General features: G+C 46.6%; 14 protein-coding genes. 11 read left to right on the forward strand and 3 right to left on the reverse strand.

Going from position 1 to position 17,839, the window contains the following annotated elements; translation table 11 throughout:
• Window positions 1-44 precede the first annotated feature (44 nt).
• On the reverse strand, window positions 45-2,660 hold the full coding sequence (locus ACINK7_RS08590) for an MMPL family transporter (protein WP_404360936.1): 2,616 nt from the start codon (window positions 2,658-2,660) through the stop codon (window positions 45-47).
• Between the two features lie 708 nt (window positions 2,661-3,368).
• Here ACINK7_RS08590 and ACINK7_RS08595 point away from each other — a divergent pair.
• The 9 genes from ACINK7_RS08595 (at window position 3,369) to ACINK7_RS08635 (ending at window position 13,054) form a co-directional block, all read left to right on the forward strand.
• Window positions 3,369-3,803, forward strand: a complete 435-nt coding sequence (locus tag ACINK7_RS08595) for a MarR family winged helix-turn-helix transcriptional regulator (RefSeq protein WP_404360937.1) — start codon at window positions 3,369-3,371, stop codon at window positions 3,801-3,803.
• A 49-nt stretch (window positions 3,804-3,852) separates the two neighbouring features.
• The gene (locus ACINK7_RS08600) at window positions 3,853-4,380 is read left to right on the forward strand and encodes a hypothetical protein (RefSeq protein WP_404360938.1); all 528 of its coding nucleotides are present in this window, start codon (window positions 3,853-3,855) and stop codon (window positions 4,378-4,380) included.
• Window positions 4,381-4,613: 233 nt separating this feature from the next.
• A complete protein-coding gene (locus ACINK7_RS08605; RefSeq protein ID WP_404360939.1) occupies window positions 4,614-6,107 on the forward strand; it encodes a SulP family inorganic anion transporter in 1,494 nt (497 codons plus the stop codon).
• The gene (locus ACINK7_RS08610; protein WP_404360940.1) at window positions 6,107-6,973 is read left to right on the forward strand and encodes a universal stress protein; all 867 of its coding nucleotides are present in this window, start codon (window positions 6,107-6,109) and stop codon (window positions 6,971-6,973) included. The genes ACINK7_RS08605 and ACINK7_RS08610 overlap by 1 nt, the downstream gene beginning before the upstream one ends.
• Before the next feature lie 503 nt (window positions 6,974-7,476).
• Complete coding sequence (locus ACINK7_RS08615; protein WP_404360941.1) at window positions 7,477-7,692, forward strand: aminotransferase class III-fold pyridoxal phosphate-dependent enzyme; 216 nt, start codon at window positions 7,477-7,479, stop codon at window positions 7,690-7,692.
• A 1-nt stretch (window position 7,693) separates the two neighbouring features.
• A complete protein-coding gene (locus ACINK7_RS08620; protein WP_404360942.1) occupies window positions 7,694-7,963 on the forward strand; it encodes a hypothetical protein in 270 nt (89 codons plus the stop codon).
• Window positions 7,963-8,964 (forward strand): NAD-dependent epimerase/dehydratase family protein, encoded by a 1,002-nt coding sequence (locus tag ACINK7_RS08625; RefSeq protein ID WP_404360943.1) that lies wholly within the window; start codon window positions 7,963-7,965, stop codon window positions 8,962-8,964. The genes ACINK7_RS08620 and ACINK7_RS08625 overlap by 1 nt, the downstream gene beginning before the upstream one ends.
• A 570-nt stretch (window positions 8,965-9,534) precedes the next feature.
• Complete coding sequence (gene xrtD / locus ACINK7_RS08630; protein ID WP_404360944.1) at window positions 9,535-11,112, forward strand: VPLPA-CTERM-specific exosortase XrtD; 1,578 nt, start codon at window positions 9,535-9,537, stop codon at window positions 11,110-11,112.
• 316 nt (window positions 11,113-11,428) lie between these two features.
• Window positions 11,429-13,054 carry a glycosyltransferase family 4 protein gene (locus ACINK7_RS08635; protein ID WP_404360945.1) on the forward strand — a complete coding sequence of 542 codons (1,626 nt, stop codon included), beginning with the start codon at window positions 11,429-11,431 and terminating at the stop codon, window positions 13,052-13,054.
• Window positions 13,055-13,118: 64 nt separating this feature from the next.
• Here ACINK7_RS08635 and ACINK7_RS08640 read toward each other — a convergent pair whose 3' ends face one another.
• Window positions 13,119-13,859 carry a ParA family protein gene (locus tag ACINK7_RS08640; protein ID WP_404360946.1) on the reverse strand — a complete coding sequence of 247 codons (741 nt, stop codon included), beginning with the start codon at window positions 13,857-13,859 and terminating at the stop codon, window positions 13,119-13,121.
• Window positions 13,860-14,312: 453 nt separating this feature from the next.
• Window positions 14,313-15,836 (reverse strand): CHAD domain-containing protein, encoded by a 1,524-nt coding sequence (locus ACINK7_RS08645; RefSeq protein ID WP_404360947.1) that lies wholly within the window; start codon window positions 15,834-15,836, stop codon window positions 14,313-14,315.
• A 396-nt stretch (window positions 15,837-16,232) separates the two neighbouring features.
• On the opposite strand from ACINK7_RS08645, the gene ACINK7_RS08650 reads away from it, so the two are divergent.
• Both ACINK7_RS08650 and ACINK7_RS08655 read left to right on the forward strand, forming a co-directional pair.
• The gene (locus tag ACINK7_RS08650; RefSeq protein WP_404360948.1) at window positions 16,233-16,739 is read left to right on the forward strand and encodes a SixA phosphatase family protein; all 507 of its coding nucleotides are present in this window, start codon (window positions 16,233-16,235) and stop codon (window positions 16,737-16,739) included.
• Between the two features lie 79 nt (window positions 16,740-16,818).
• Window positions 16,819-17,805, forward strand: coding sequence for a PstS family phosphate ABC transporter substrate-binding protein (locus ACINK7_RS08655; protein WP_404360949.1), 987 nt, complete (start codon window positions 16,819-16,821; stop codon window positions 17,803-17,805).
• Window positions 17,806-17,839: the final 34 nt, after the last annotated feature.

Here is a 17,839-nt window from a genome sequence, read left to right on the forward strand (position 1 = left end):
AATAACGAAGGATAGTTAATCGTCAATAACGTTAGTGGCGGAGTTTAGGTTTTATTTGGATTGATTAACGCCGGTAGAACAATCAAGCTGCTGGCTAGAGTCATCGTAATACCGACCGATAATAATAAACCCATACTGGCGATTCCTAGGTGCGAGGTAAACGCTAGGCTCGTAAAGCTGCACAGTGTCGTCAATGCGCTGAAAAACACGCCGCGTGCGGAACTCGATTGCAGCAAGTCGGTTTGGCTTTGCTTGTGTTGCAATCGATGCACGATATGAATTGCGCTGTCGACACCCATCCCCAGAAGCAAAGGTAATACGATGATGTTCGCGAAATTAAAGGGATTGTTCAGCATGACGTTGAATGCGCCGGTAAGTAGCGCTGCAAGCAACAGCGGGACGATCATCAATAATGTCGATTTTATGCTGCGCGTGATAATGAGTAGCAGTACTACAATGAATATCAGTGCGCTTGAAAAGGCTTGGATGAACGCGTCGACGACGGCTTGCCCGGAAGTGACGTCGCCAATCGGCAGGCCGAATACTTGCGGATAGGTGTCAAGTACTTGATTGACGAATACTTTTAGATGTCCGGGGTCGTTGAGGTCTTGCTCGGGTAGAACCAGCAGTCGTACGATGCCGTTAGGGCTGATCCAATGGCTCTTGACAGTTTCGGGAATGTCGTCGATTGCGAATTCGGTAGCGGTTAGGCCATCCCGCAACATACGCATCGTTTCCGGCAATAAAATCATTACATTGGTTTCCAGCTGCGAATAGACCGAATCGGGTTGTTCTGCCTTGTCGGCATGGTCGATGAAAGCTTGAATGTTTCGATGAAGTTGTTCAAGCAATTCGACAGATGCCGGTGTTGACTTTTGTTCTAAGGTTTGTTGCAACGATTGGTCGAATTGCTTCAAAGCGTTTCTGACATCGGATTTTTCGTAAGCGTGGTCGAATCGATCGAGCTGCGCGGGCATGATCAAGTTGAGCGTGTCGAGGATGCCGAGTTTTTCGTCTTGCTGTTCGGGGACTAGATCGCTCAGTGTGATCGCTTGATGAACGCTCGTTAAGGCGCTGAATTTCGCGGCCAGTTTGTCGGCGTCTTCCTGGCTATCGGTTAGTGCGGAAATGATGAACGGCGAGTCGGTTTTACTTTGCAATAATTTTTTAAAGGCGACAACCGACGGGGTTTTCGGGTCTCGTAAATGGATTGGGTTCGAATCGAAAGTCAATTGCGTCAAAATAATGCCGCTAGTAACCGCCAGTAATAATGCGATCTTGCGGATTGATCGGGAATGGCGGAATGGAAATTGATAGAGCCAATCCGGTAGTGTTGCGGTTGGTTTCGCGCTTATCGGTTTGAAATGCATCAACTTCAACAAGGCGGGCAGTAGAAGTAGTGAAATCGCCAAGCCGATAAACATTCCTGCGCCGGAAATGATGCCGAGTTCCGAAACGCCTTTAAAGTCGGTGGGTATGAATGCGAAAAAGCCGATCGCGGTCGTCAAGGCGCATAAAAACAATGATGGGCCTACCGTATGAATACTATCCGAAATGGCCGCATCGGTTGGCATGGCATGCAGACGACACTCTTGATAGCGCAAGCATAGGTGGGTTGCGAAATCGACGCCCAGTCCGATATATAAAACTGCGAATGCGACCGAGATTAGATTCAAGTGGCCAATGGCGACAGCTGCGAAACCCGCGGTTAGGACGAGTCCGGCGATCAATGCGATGAAGGTCGAGAAAACCAATCTTACCGAGCGAAGCCCTAGCCAAAGCGCGGAACAAACTAATATTAAAGAAATAATTCCGGAAATGACCATGCTTTCATTAAGGCTTTCCATTTCTTCATGTTCTAATGCGACTTCGCCGGTGAAGCTCAGACGCACGCCCGGAAACCGCGATTGCATTTGTTCGGAAAGCGCTCTGAGGTAGTCCATGGGTTTTTCTGCCGGCATCAAATCGCTGAAATCGAGATGCGGTTTAGCAATGACGAGACGACGGGTTTGGTCTTTTCCGAAGCTGCCTTCAGTCAGCATTTTTTGCCAAGACAAATAATGATGGCGGTTTTCTTGGGTTGCGGACACCGTTTGGTCGAAAGCGCTTAATAATGGGTCGAGCGGCATCGTTAATTCTCGATCGTTTTCCGTTAGCGCCAGGGAGAGGATGTCTAAAAAGCCCGCGAAATGATAATTTTTGGATAGATGGCCGATAAAGGGCTGGGCGTCGACCAGTTTTTCCGACAAGGCTTCGAGTTCGTCCAATTCCAGAAATAAAAAACCCTGTTGCCGGAAAAACGGATTGTCTCCAGGAATGTAAACCGATTCGAATAGGTTTTGCCTCTTTTGCAAATCCTGTTCTAGATATGTGGCGGCGAGAGAGGTTTCTTCAGGCGTATCCGATTCGACAATGGCAATAATCGCGGCGGCATCGAGCGGAAATGCTTTCTCCAATCTGAGTCTGACTTTTTGAAATGGCAGTTCTTGAGACAATAACTCGGTGGTGTTGTTGTTGATACCGAGATTTTTGATTGTGTAGTTCAGGCTCAGAGCGCATAACAAAACAAACAGCGACAATAAAATCCAAGGAAAACGCAAAGGAAGTTTTGCTATGGATTCGAACAAGCGGGTTTGTATCGTTGCTGTATGTTTTGCCATGATTTAGGGGCGGGTAGTTCGTTGACTGTCGTTTTAAGAGTGCGGAATTACAATATATTCGATCATGCATTGTCGATTAAGCGACTTGTTAAGGCGCAAGCGTATCTTGCTTCGTTTCTAAAACGGAGCCATTAATAGTTTTGTAAGGATATTGTTCATATAACTTCCGGAAATCGGTTGCTGAGACCCAAGTACTCAGTTAATCTTGTCCTGAAAGGTAAGAGTAAATCTGCTCTCCTGAGCCTTTCGGCTGCGCTCAGGAGAGCCCTGTCGAAGGATGAGCGGAATTACGCTGAGCTAAACGATTTTACCCGACATTGTAAAGATGAGTGATTACTAGTTTCATTCATTCGAATAAGAGGGCGTGCTTTTTGGAATGAAATCAAACACAGGCATTTTTCAAGTTTCAACCCAAACCTAAGTTCGATAATGATTATAGTAATGCTGTTGGCATTATGCAAAATATTGTTGTATTTGGGCTAAATGATACAAGAATGAGTAAAAATGTGACGGCATGTTTTTTGATAACCTATAAGCATGGTTATTGTCAGGATTTTAGTGTTCCTCAACGATTGATATTGCTTGATGATTTAAGGAAATTGAGTGTTCGTCTTCAGCGCTAGGATTGTTTTCAACCAAATTTGTACTTGTTGCGTTTAAGCCAATCTAATATAATACCCCTCGCTTACTATATTAAAGCCAATCTATATGCATTTTCGTTTCGGCTTTCTTAGCTACGAAATCAGTCACGTCATTCGTCAGAGGTTTAATAAAAATGCCGAAATTATCGGCATTACTCATTCACAATGGCGGGTCTTGGTGCATTTGTCCGAAAACCCTAACTGCCGACAAGTCGATTTAGCCGATATTCTCGATATCAAACCGATCACACTGGTTAAGCAGCTCGATCAACTCGAAGCGAGGAATTTGGTGCGTCGCATCAAAGACAGCGATGATCGGCGCGTCTATCGGCTTGAGTTGACCGAAAATGCATTGCCGGTCATGCAAAAATTATGGGACATTGCCGATCGGGTTGAAGCCGAGGTGTTAGGCGCATTGTCGCAGGATGAGCAAGCATTGGTCACCCGGCTATTGTGCCGGGTTAAAGGGGCTATTTGCGGCAAAGAGCACGATATGTCCTAAAATTCTCTTTCGGTGCCGTAACGCGCAGTAATAACATCAAAGGCAAATTGTGTTTGATTTCATTAAAAAACTGAAGGGATCGCAAACGAACGGATGGATAGTCGGTTTATTTAAAAAGCCCGCTCCGGCATTGCCCTACGAAAGCGATCGGCAAATGCTCGCAAGAGTCGCTCGACAGTTTTTTTGGTTGTTTGTCATTTTGTTTTTTTTCGAAGACCTGCTGGATTTTGCAGTCGAAATCGTGCATTCGGTTTTCGAAATCCTGCATCTGCTAATCGAGTTTATCGAAGGCTACATCGAAGAAATACTCGAACATCTGTTGCATACCGATCATCATCAGAGCGAGACGATTATCGTCAATGCGATTTTGTTGATCGGACTGTATGGGTTTTATCGTCTCGTCTACGCATTTCCGGGTCTTGTCCGGCGCTTGAAAATAAACTCTTACGCAGCCTGGCTTAAATATAAAAGAAGAAAATTAGCTTATTGGCAGGCGTTATTGCCGAAACAGAAAATTAAACTGACGGCTGCTTACCTGGCCGGTTTAGCGCTGCTTCTGTTTTGGTTGACGATATGAAGTTAAACCGGATTCCTACACTATTAAATTTATTCTCGATGACTCATAAACATACTCCACCTTAGCGCTTTCCCGGATTTTCTTAACCACCCAACAGTTGATTACAGACTGCGAAGGCTCTTTTCGTCTCGTAACCAGGATAGGATTCGAGAGGGGAATGAGCATATTTGTTCTCTTAATTATTATTCGGCGGTCGGACCGGCTGTCGACGGTTTTGTATTGACAGGAATACCATGCTCTTTTTATCGAAAAAACAAGATTGGCTCGGCAATATCCGGGGGGATTTATTAGCCGGTATCGTTGTTGCGCTCGCACTGATTCCCGAGGCGATTGCGTTCTCGATCATTGCCGGCGTCGATCCGAAAGTCGGCCTCTATGCATCGTTTTGTATTGCGGTCGTGACTGCTTTCGTCGGCGGCCGTCCCGGCATGATATCGGCCGCGACCGGGGCGATGGCCTTGTTGATGGTGACCTTGGTTAAGGATCACGGACTGCAATATTTGCTGGCGGCGACGCTATTGACCGGCGTGCTGCAGATCGTCGCCGGTTACATCAAGTTCGGTAGTCTTATGAGTTTCGTGTCGCGCTCGGTCGTAACAGGTTTCGTCAATGCCTTGGCGATTTTGATCTTCATGGCGCAATTGCCGGAATTGATCAACGTGACCTGGCATGTCTACGCGATGACCGCGGGCGGTTTGGCGATCATTTATCTGTTTCCGTTGATTCCGTTGATCGGCAAGTCGGTGCCGTCGCCGTTGCTCTGCATCGCCGCATTGACGGCCTTGTCGATTTATTTGGGATTGGACGTCCGCACGGTCGGCGACATGGGCGAGCTGCCCGACGATTTGCCGATATTTTTGTGGCCGGAAGTTCCGGTGACGCTTGAAACCCTAAAAATTATTTTTCCTTATTCGGCGTCCTTGGCCGTGGTGGGCTTGCTCGAATCGTTGATGACTGCGACGATCATCGACGATCTGACCGATTCCAGCAGCGACAAGAACCGCGAATGTAAAGGCCAGGGACTGGCCAATATCGGTGCGGGTCTGCTCGGCGGCATGGCAGGCTGCGCGATGATAGGACAATCGGTAATTAACATCAAATCGGGCGGTCGCGGACGATTGTCGACGTTGACGGCTGGTACACTACTGCTGATCATGGTGGTGTTTCTCGACGAATGGATTTCGAAAATTCCGATGGCCGCGCTCGTGGCCGTCATGATCATGGTGTCGATCGGTACCTTCAGTTGGCGTTCGATTCTCGATTTGAAGAAACATCCCCTCTCGAGCAGTGTCGTTATGATCATGACCGTGATCGTAGTGGTATTTACGCATAATCTCGCGATCGGCGTATTCGTCGGCGTGCTGTTGGCGTCGTTGTTTTTCGCCAACAAGATCAGTCATTTTCTATATGTCGAATCGGAAATCGACGAAGATCAAAGCGTCAGAATCTATCGTGTGGTCGGCCAGGTGTTTTTCAATTCAGCCGAAAAATTCATTCAATCGTTCGATTTTAAAGAAGCGGTCGAAAAAGTCGTCATCGATTTACATCGCGCGCATTTTTGGGATATAACCTCGGTCACGGCATTGGACAAGGTCGTGATCAAGTTCCGGCGCGAAGGCGCTGAAGTCGAAATTATCGGCATGAACGAAGCCACCACGACGATTGTCGACCGGTTCGGTGTACACGACAAGCCGGAAGAAATCGAAAAAATCATGGGAGGGCACTAATGAAAAATAACGAAAATAGAGTGTTGGCTTGCATCGACGGATCGGCGCTGACCGAAGCGGTCTGCGATTACGCGGCCTGGATCGCGCAGCGCGTCGAGGTGCCGCTGAAACTAATGCACACGATAGACCACCATCCCGAGACCGCGACGATGTCCGATCTGTCCGGCAATATCGGACTCGACAGCCGCGACGAATTGTTGGAAGAAATTACGCAATTGGATCAGCAGCGTATCAAATTGCGTTTGCAGCAAGGCAAGCTGTTGCTCGAGACCGCAAAACAACGCGTTATGCAATCCGGAATTGGCGAACCGATCTTAACGCAACGGCACGGCAGCCTGGTCGAAGCCTTGATCGAACTTGAGGATGTGACACGTGTCTTGGTAATCGGTCTGCGCGGTAAAGTGCATGAAAATCAACCCGACAAGATCGGCGCGAAACTGGAATCGATCATCCGTTCGTTGCATAGACCGATATTGGTCGTCAACGAGGCGTTCAAGGCACCCGAACGCATCATGCTCGCTTATGACGGCAGCGCGGCAGCCGAGAAGGCGCTTGATATCGTCGCGAACAGCCCTTTGTACAAAGGTTTGGTTTGTCATTTGGTCTGCGTCAGTAAGGACGACGATAAAGGAAAGCTGCTCGAAATAGCCGAGAACAAGCTGAAGCAGGCCGGCGGTATCGAAGTGGTCGCTCAAAAACTGGTAGGAAAACCCGATTTGGTACTCTGCGAATATCAGGAAACTCATGATGTCGACATGACCGTGATGGGCGCCTTTAGCCATAACAAATTACGCGATCTTTTGCTTGGCAGTTTTACCGCGAAAATGCTGCTGCATAGCAAAAAACCGTTGTTGCTGTTGAGATAAAGCCGGTTAAGCGTTACCCCCGACAAGTTATGAATGGTTTGCCTCGTTCCCACGCTCCAGCGCTCGCCGTTATACATAAGTCGTAGATACCGTCTTGCCAGCTTGGCGAATGTGACCTCGATACCCTTTATTGTTGATTAACGTACCCGGCTTCGAAATCGCGACGAAGGCGTCGCTCCCACAAGGGGGGGCGAATGCTCTGTGGGAGCGATCCCCAGATCGCGATTTCGAAGCCACTGACGTTCAATATCCGCAGATTTATCAAACAACACCGTTCCCAGGTATACGATGACCTCTGTTTAGCAAGTTTACCGATACTTGTGTATAACGATGAGCGCTCCAGCGTGGGAACGCATACCGGTCTCACCGTAAGCAAAATATGGTTCCTAAGGTGTTATTGGAAAACAACTAGCCGATGTGGCCGAAGGCATACAGGCGGCCAATACCGGCACCGTGACGCTCGATCAAAGTCGCGTCGGACGCTTATCGCGCATCGATGTTATGTGCATCATTCGACGTACGCGCGCAATCGTTTGGCGATGGTCGCGGGGCTCGCGACGCTCGAAGTGATGGAAAACGACAAGTTGGTCGAGAATGCCGATGCGATGGGCAAGCGTTTGATGGAAGGCTTGAACAAGCTGAAAGATCGTTATTCGCTGCTCAAGGGCGTACGAGGCATGGGTTTAATGATCGGTTTGTCCCGAGTCTCTACGAAGTAAAATGGAGTGGAAATTGATTCATGCCGCGAGCGCCGGCCTGTTCCCGCAGTTGATCGCGATTCCGCTACACCGCGACCATGGCATCATCACGATGGCGTCCGGTCATAACGATGTGATCAAGCTGTTGCCGACGATGGTGATCACCGAAAAAGAAGTCGATCATTTCCTGAATGCGATGGAGGCGATTTTGCGTAACAGCCAGGAAGTCGGCAGCGAAAACTGGAAGACGATTTATCAAATCGCGAAGCGAACGATCAAGGGAGGCGATTGATGGTTCCGAGCCTCAAGGTCGCCGTGACCGGTGCATCCGGTTTTGTCGGGAAACGCTTGGTCGAAAGGCTCTGCCATCAAGGTCACTCGGTAGTTTGTCTATTGCGGCCGACGTCCAATGCCTTAGGGCTCGAGCGGCCTCAGGTCGAGATCAAGCGCGGTTTTTTAACCGATGCCGATTTCGTGGGCGAGGCGTTAACCGGTTGCGATGTCGTGATTCATTGTGCGGCCTTGGTCTCGGATTGGGCAACCGTGCATGAAATCAAAACCGCGAATGTCGGAGCAACCCGAATTTTAGCCAAGGAAGCGGCTAAATGCGGAATTAGTCATTTCATTCATGTCAGTACGACCGATGTCTACGGCCATCCCGGAAAACGGGGCGTGTCGGAAGATCATCAACCGGCGGAAAAATTTGCGAATTGGTATGCGGAAACCAAAAAAGAAGCCGAGGGCGTCGTGTCGGCTAGTTCGGTGGTGCATACGATCTTGCGTCCCGCAACGATTTACGGTCCCGGTTCGAAAACGTTGGTCGGTGAAATCGCAAAAGCAGTTGATTCCGGCTTCATGTTGTTGATTGACGGTGGTAAGCAATGTGCCGGTTTAACTTATATCGATAATCTTATCGATGCGATCGAGTTGACGCTGTTCAATGAAAACGCCTTTGGCGAAGTGTTTAATGTTTCGGATGCGAGTTCGGTAACCTGGGCCGAATTTGTCGACCATATTGCATTGGGGCTTGGCTCGCGTTATCGAAAAATCAGCTTGCCGTATCCTTTAGCTTTCAGGCTGGGGCATTTTTTGGAAAGTGGTTATCGCCATGTCAGAGGCGTCACAGGTTTGCAAACGCAAGCCTTATTATCGAGACAGGCTGTGCAAGTTCTAGGTATTCATCAAGATTTTTCAATCGAAAAGGCGCGGAGCCGATTGGGATTTGAGCCCGCGGTGCCGTTCGACCAGGGTATTGAAAAATCGATCGAATGGGTTAAAGGGCAATTAGGTTAAGTTCGAAAAGGCGGACATGGTTCGTAGCTTTGCCTTTTGCTCGGCTCAGGGATGTTTTTTGTTTTATACAATAATGTTCATGAAGGCCTAGCCATCGCCCCGGCAAATGAAAGTTCTCTGGTTGAGAGGGTGCGGTCACTCGCCCGACAGGACGCCGTGAATACGTCCATGTAGGCTCGACGGCGGGTCGAGCGCCAAGGATGGCGTGAATGCAGATTTTGCATGGAGCAAAAATCTGCCCTGCCGCCGACGCCTGTCGATCGAGCAACCGCACCCTCTTCGGAGCCGGAATTGCCAGAACGGAGATTTGCATATCGAAAAATTAGATAAAGAGCCCAAATCAACGAACTTTCACAGTAAAAAAGCATTAATTTTTGACTAAAGTGTTTTTTAATACATTATCTAGTCAAGATTTGTTATAAATAACGGCGCATGCCTACGATGTTCGAATAACGCATCCGGCGAACAGTTTCGGAACTGTCACCGGATTTTTTTTGTCTTCAACGAACAATTTAGAAACAATAAAGGTGTCCCTTGAATACCGAAATCAACAGAAACGACGGATATTTCATGAAAATTAACTATAAATTTGTCGGGTCGCTGCTGACGATAATTTTGCTCTTGGGTTTTGTGTTTAGTGATGCCTTGATTTACATGGAAAAAAACTGGCAGCGAGAAGAGTATAGTCATGGTTATTTGATACCGCTGATTTCGTTTTGGTTTATTTGGGAAAATAAGTCGGCGCTAGCCAGGCTTATCGGGCAAGGCAGTTGGGCCGGTTTTGTTTTAGTCGCGGCGGGTTTGTTGTTTGGTTTGATTGGCGAGTTAGCGACGCTGTATACCATTACCCAATATGCATTCTTAATAGTCTTATTCGGTATTTGTTTGGCTTATACCGGTTGGCGCGGAATGCGATTGCTCTGGTTTCCGTTGACCTATCTGATTTTCATGATCCCTTTGCCGAATTTTTTATACAACAATCTGTCGTCGGAATTGCAGTTGATTTCGTCGCAGCTTGGCGTCGCGGTAATACGACTGTTTGGAATTAGTGTTTTTTTGGCCGGTAATGTCATCGATTTGGGTAATTATCAATTGCAAGTCGTCGAGGCGTGTAGCGGTTTGCGCTATTTATTCCCATTGGCTAGTTTCTGTTTTTTATGCGCTTATTTTTTCAGAGCCAAGTTGTGGATGCGCGTCGTGATTTTTTTGTCGACGCTCCCGATAACCGTATTGATGAACAGTTTTCGTATCGGTGTGATCGGCGTTCTTGTTGAAAATTGGGGTATCGAGCAGGCTGAAGGGTTTTTACACGATTTCGAAGGATGGGTTATTTTTATCGGTTGTTTAGGCGTGTTGTTCGTCGAAATGTGGTTGATGGTCAAGTTGTTTTATCGGGATAAAAAGTTTTCCGAGGTCTTTGTCATCAAGGCCATGCCGCACTCCGAAACCGAGGAGTCTTTCGGGAGCGAATCGAATAATAGCGACTTAACAACGGCATTACCTAAGCCGTACATGGCGGCTGCATTACTTTTATTAATAGCGGTGCCACTATCTTTGTTCATCGGTGATAGGGAAGAGTTAACTCCTGATCGTTCTAGATTCACTACCTTTCCTCTGCAAATCGATGATTGGCGCGGTATCGAAGTCGGCATGGGGCAGGAATATATCGATGCGCTCAAGTTCGACGATTATATCGTCGCGAATTATACAAATCATCAACATCATGAGCCCATCAATTTTTATGTGGCTTATTACGCCTCACAACGCAAGGGAGCTTCCGCGCATTCGCCTAAGTCATGTATGCCGGGTGATGGTTGGCGTATCGGCGACTTTACGCAAAGAACCATTTCCGGTGTCGATGCTGTGGGCGGCGATCCGTTACGAGTTAATCGTGCCGTCATTTCCAAAGGTGAAAGTCAACAATTGGTCTATTATTGGTTTCAACAACGAGGCCGGGTCATCACGAACGAATATCTCGTGAAATGGTTTTTGTTCTGGGACGCTTTAACAAAACAGCGCACCGATGGAGCGCTAGTGCGATTGGTTATTTCATTGAATCGCGGCGAAGATGCGTCGGATGGCGATAAAAAACTCGATGCATTTTTACAGGCCGTTTATCCGCGTTTATCGGCGTTTGTGCCGAATTGACCGAGACAGCGTTTACTGGGCCAATCGTGTTTTGCGAAGAACTATGATTGGCCTTTGTCGTACTCCGAGTTTTATTTTCTATTTCCACATATATGACCGATCCGATTAAAGTGTAGAGTTTCTCACGGAATATTCTTTCTTTGTAACACTAATCTAAGATTCGTTTGGTTTAATTGCAAAGGCTTTAGCTTTTTGTTGAGGCTTGATAAGGTGCTGAGAGTGCCGGTTAGACCTTGCCGCAGTTGGGGCTTGGTCTTTTCTAATTGCTATGCCGAGAGGATGGGCATGGTATTTAAAGTTTTTTGAGTCGAAAACTATGGAATTGTTTGTTAGTTTTATATTATCGTCGGTCATCAGCATTGCATTGATCCCAATTTTGATCAAATCGGCTTCTGTGTTGAATATGGTCGATGAACCCGATGAACGTAAGGTACATACTAAGGCTATTCCAAGATGCGGTGGTTTAGGTTTAGCTATTGCTGCATTATCGGTGATATTGTTGCTGCTCCCTTTTGAAGGTCCTATCGGGCGCTTACTGATCGGAGGCGGCATTATCGTTCTATTCGGTGCTTTGGACGATATTTTAAACCTGAATTATAAATGGAAATTTTTTGGGCAGTTCCTGGCCGTATTCGTTATGGTTTCGGGAGGGATCTATTTAAAATTTTTACCGTTTGCCGGATTGGACCCCGCACCTTTATGGATTGCTTACCCGTTGACGGTTCTATTCGTCGTTGGTGTGACCAATGCCGTGAATCTTTCCGATGGATTGGACGGTCTAGCGGCAGGTATTATGTTGATGACTGTATCGGCAATCGCATTTTATAGCGCCTTGGTCGATTCTAGCAGCCTAGCGATCATGGCGCTTGCGTTGGCGGGCGGAATAGTCGGTTTCTTGCGGTTCAATACTCATCCTGCCATTGTTTTCATGGGCGATACCGGCAGCCAGTTTATCGGCTTCATGGCCTCTTCATTTACGATTTATTTAATCGTCGATGTACATCAAACGCTTAATCCCGCTCTACCTTTATTAATATTGGGCTTGCCTATTTTAGATACCTTGACCGTGATGGTGCAGAGAATACGTTCAGGTCATTCCCCGTTTTCACCCGATAAACGTCATATTCATCATCGCTTATTAAGACTGGGGTTTACTCATGCCGAAGCGGTTGGTGCGATTTATATTTTGCAGGCTTTGTTTTTATTAGCGTCATTTTTTCTTCGTTATAAGAGCGATTCGGTTGTATTAGGTTTTTATTTGAGCATTTGTTTTGTCATCTTGTTATTCTTTTATGGTGCGGCCAGGCTGGGGTGGATGCTGCATTCCGTTCAGGAGCCAATAGAAAGACGTAGGAGCTTTTTTAGGCGTTTCAATTGGCTTTATAAATTTTCAAAGTTTTATATCGAATATTCGCTGGCTATTTTTATCGGCATTATGATTTTTGCGATGTTTGGTCATGCAATGATGTTCACGCAATTGGAAATGGTTTTTGCGATCGCTTTTTTATGCCTCTTTTGGTTCTTGAATAATCCCCTCAAGGAAACTTTGACTCGGCTTAGTATCTACGCGGCCGGCGTATTTTCGTGTTTGATATTAAATCCTTCCAATGGTGTCGATCATTGGCTGGTTTGGGGAGTGGATATTTTTTTGGCAGTGCTACTAATTGTGGTTTTTCTGGCGGTTCAAGTGACGCGGAAAACGGTATTTTCATTGACGACGCAGGATGTTTTGGTCGGCTTGTTCATTCTATCGGCAATGTTTTTGGCCGATATCGAGCTGTTGCCGCGTATTTTGTTTCGATTGTTTTGTCTTGGTTACGCGGTCGAATATCTGTTTCACCGCAAAGCAAAAGAGTATCGTCCTTTGAAATTATTGGCGATGTTCTCCGGTGTCATGATTTTGTTAATAGTATTACCGGGAGCCGTGTCGGCGATGAAATAGCCGCTTTCCGAATTTGATTGCTATTCAATATTTATTTTTAAAAAAATCGACTACAAATTATCGTCTACAAATTACGGTTTATTTCTTCCCAGAGATCTTGATAGGCCTGTATTGAGCGGCCTCTTTTGACGAAGCCGCCTAGCGGCATGCGTTCAAGGCCCATGCGTTCGATATCGCTGGCATAAGGGATCGCCGATTTCAGCAATTCCGGGAATTGTTTGGGAGTCGTTTCAAGGATGTCGAGGTGCATTTTTTTGCGGCGATCGACCATCGAAAAAAACGGCATGACTCGTATTTTTTTATTATTCTCTTTTTTGAGAAATTGCTTCAATTGATCCAGCGTTCTTATTGAAAGCGTCGTCGGAATGACGGGCGATAGCAATATGTCTGCGGTTTTGAAGACGGCTTCCGATAATAATGAGATGCTCGGCGGACAATCCAGGAAGATGAAATCGTACTCCTGAGAGAGCGGTTTCAATAGTTTTTCGAGCTGATGCGTCGGTTTTTTCTTGCTTTCTAGCACTAAATCAAGATTTCTAAAAGAAAAGTCCGAAGGCAACAAGTCAAGGTTATCGAAATCGGTACCTTTAATCATATCGTCCAATTCACGCTTGCCTTCGATCAATTTTTTGCTGCCACCCTTGATTTTGGGCTTGATTCTGAAATAGTAGCTACTCGCCCCTTGAGGATCCAGGTCCCATACTAAAGTGCGCGACCCGCCACGTGCCGCCAAATAAGCAAGATTGACGGCCGTGGACGTTTTTCCTACGCCGCCTTTAATGTTGAATGTTGCAATGATTTTCATAGTTTTTTGTGCCCTATGGATTTCGTGATAAATAACGTCTTGGAACTATGAGCCTTGTTGAGGGTTCGGTCACTCGCTTGCCAGGACGCCGTGAACCCAGCACCTAAATTATCTAAGGCAATTAATCATAGCCATAGACTATGGAATTTAGGTGCTGGGTGAATACGTCCGTGTAGGCTTGACGGCGGCGACTGATTGCCAAGGATGGCATGAATGCAGATTTTGCATTACGCCATGGATGGCGTGTATTAGGGCACCAACAGTAGGCGCTTTAGGCGATGCAGGGCAGAAAAATGCTCCTGCATTTTCTGCATTCATTACTTCCTTGTAACTCAGCAGTTGCCGAGGAGCAAAAATCCGCCCTGCCGCCGACACCTGCCAATCGAGAACCGAACCCTCCTTAAATAGGGAAGTTATTTACGGCCAAGTCCTATGTCTTGAGGCCGATCGGCGCTAACAACCGAATAACGAATGAAACGCATCTTGAATATCGGGTTGATCGAATGCGTCGAACTTTTCCTGGAAAGCTTCGCGTGCTTGTTGCCGGCGCTTGTCTATCGTTTGAATCAAAACGCCCATTGCCAGAAACGTGTCGGCCGGGACTCCTTCGTTCATCATCTCTTCGCTAAATTTTTTCAAGGTAATCTCTTGGACTTCGAGATCTTGGAATTCGCCTAAGATATCCTGGAAATGTTTCAGGCTTTTAATCAATGACTTGATCTCATTTTTCGGATACAGATTTTGAAAAAACTCCATAAGATATCTCAATTTTTTGCAAGTTTTTCGCAAGTCGTGCAGTTCCCCCGGAGGCGATTGATCGGTAATGCGTTGTCCATCTTTGATGATGCGCCGGAAAACTTTAAAGATGCGCTTGTCGGCCAATGTTTTGATCGGTAGCAAGGCATTGGCTTGAGTCGGTTTTTTGATCGTCGGCGAGCGTAAAAATTCTTCCCATTCGATTAGCGGCGCGATATAGTCCGGCGATTTTAATTTTTTGGCGAGATTTTTTTGCGCTTGTTTTTGTTTGCGGTCGATAAAATTGTAAAGCGGGTTTAAGTCTTCTCTAAGTGCAGGCGGCACGCTTTTCTTATAATTGTCGAAATCGAGTAGATAAACGTCGAGATCGCGTGTCGGGGTCGTGATTTGACCGAGCCAGGCAAAAAAATGGCTGAAACGCGCCGTTTCGGCGTCGGGTAAAACATTTTTTAGTTGATTGAGTCCGGCACGAGTTCTTCGTACAGCGACTCTAAAATCATGCAAAAATTCGCTGTCGGTAGCGGCGATGGTGTCTTGTTCGTTGATTTTGATGGCTTTTAGTAAGTCGCTAAAAATATATTTAACCGCAAGATCCGAGCGCATGTTTGGATCGAGCTTGATGTTTAGCTTAGAGGTATAATCTTTCGGTTTTCGTCCTTGTGTTTTAAGTGCGTCGATTAACGGAGGTTGATTGGACTCGACTAAGCCGATGCGAATCAAGGCTTCGATGACCTTGAGAGCGGCTTTATCGTAGCCTTTTACCGGGGTTAATTGAAGCCGGCAAGGGATATATTCGAAGGTATCGATCATTAGTTTCAATACTGTCTTTTCATCCTTATTCAATACATTGACAAATTTTCGAGTACATTCCAGCGTCGTCAGTGGTAGTAGAGCACGCATTTCGAGTAATGGAGCGAGTACATTACGGATGTTTTCTGATGGAAATTCTTTCGCGAACTTAGGAACAGAGTCGAGGTCGGCTGATGCGATCAGTTGGCCGGTATGAAGGTTTTTCAATGTTAAAATAGAAACTGTTTGAGAACGATTTAATTCGCAGATTATACCGCCTCGATAAAGGCGCCAGTCGAAGCTATCATAATAAGATATTAAGGTATAGTGTTCGGAAACCGGTTTTAAATTCGCCTTGTCAGCCAATTGGCTCAAAAACTTGTTAGCGGTCAAATACCCCGGGAATTCGAAGTTCAAAGTGGGTGTAGTCATTGGCGGGATATCATTGAAGGATTTGTCAGGAAAAGCTTTTCCATAAACTGTCATATTTTTGGAATAGTAACAAGTTAATATGAAAAGTAAATTACAAAATTTTTAGGTTAAAGGTAAAAGAGGAAAGGTGAAAGGTGAAAGAGGAAAGGTAGATGGAGCCCTTTGTGGGCGCGATTCCCAGATCGTCCATCACCTAGCGTTAGGTGAGGGAAAGCCGAAAAGCTCAGGTGACAATAAACGGTATCGGAGTCACACAGGTCAAGATTCCTCGTTCCCATCGCTCCAGCGTGGGAATGCATACTATAGGTCAAAGGGGCAAGGGCAGAGGTGAAAGGTGGATGGGAGATTGCTGGTTTTTGGGTTGTGGTTCGTTTTTGGTATGGGGATTTTTGAACGATGGCTAGAACTTTAATGTTGCTTCGGCATGGTAAATCGGATTGGGAGGTCGATGCCGATGATTTCAATCGCCCTCTGAAAAAACGCGGCAAAAAAGCCGCGGTTCGCATTGGACAATGGATGCGTAAGCAAAAACTAAAACCCGGCTTGATCGTTACTTCGCCTGCCGTACGTGCGCTGACAACCGCCGAGAGAGTCAGTGAAGCGTTAGGTTTTGCCGACCCCGAGATTATTCGGGATCAGCGTCTCTATGAAGCCGAATTAGCCGATTTTAAGGCCGTTTTATCCGACTGTCCGGCCGAAATTGGACGGGTTTTGTTGGTGGGGCATAATCCCGGTCTTGAAACTTTATTGCACTATTTGGTTGCCGACATCGAGAAGGCAGAAGACGGTAAATTGCTTGCGACCGCTACGCTTGCGGTTTTGACGATGCCGTCCGATTGGACGAAGCTTGGCGAGCATAGTGCGAAATTAGTCTCGGTTACACGCGCTTCTTCGTTGTCATAATTTTGTAACATAAAAGTCATATTCTTATGCAACCGTTCCGCAATGGAATAATGACGTTACCTTCTTAGAGAGTCGATTCATGATGTTTTCATACAACTTTAACAAAATAACTCTGATATTGAGTTTTTCTATGGCTTCTTTAGTCGCCGGCCCCGCTGGAGCCGTGCAGACGGTCGATCCCGGTCTATCTGACTATCATAAAGTGAGCGGCGTATCCGGTAATCTGTCGAGTGAAGGCTCGGACACACTTGCCAATTTAATGACCTTATGGGCCGAGGAATTCAAGCGTATTTATCCAAGCGTCAATATTCAGGTGCAGGCTGCGGGTTCTTCGACCGCGCCGCCGGCGTTGACCGAAGGTAAAGCCAATCTCGGGCCGATGAGCCGGAAAATGAAGGATAACGAGTTAGATGCTTTCGAAAGTAGATACGGCTATAAACCGACTGCGATTCCTGTCGCTATAGATGCCCTAGCGGTATTCGTCAATAAGGACAATCCGGTCCAAGGTTTGACCTTGGCACAGGTCGATGCGATTTTGTCGTCGACACGTAAATGCGGTTATCCAAGCGATATCGTGACTTGGGGGCAGGCAGGGCTTGATGGTGCTTGGCAAAACCAAAGCATACAACTATACGGACGCAATTCAGTATCCGGCACATACGGTTATTTCAAGGATGAGGCCTTGTGCAAAGGCGATTTTAAAAATAATGTCAACGAACAACCCGGTTCGGCATCGGTCGTACAATCGGTAACCAGCTCGATTAACGGTATCGGTTATTCCGGTTTAGGCTATAAGACTTCCGGAGTCAAAACGGTTCCACTGGCATTAAGAGAAGGGCAGGCCTATGTCGATGCGACGCCGGAAAACGCGATTGCCGGTACTTATCCGTTAGCGCGTTTCTTATATGTTTACGTCAACAAGCATCCGAATAAACCTCTAGCGCCGCTCGATCAAGAATTCATTAAAATGGTTTTATCCAAAACCGGTCAGCAAGTCGTCATTAAAGACGGGTATATTCCGTTGCCGGCCAAGGTCGCCAATAAAGTTCTGGGGTCGATAGAATAAGGTGAAAGGTGAAAGGTGAAAGGTGAAAGGTGAA

The sequence above is a fragment of the Methylotuvimicrobium sp. KM1 genome, assembly GCF_044788715.1.
Taxonomy (GTDB): domain Bacteria; phylum Pseudomonadota; class Gammaproteobacteria; order Methylococcales; family Methylomonadaceae; genus Methylotuvimicrobium.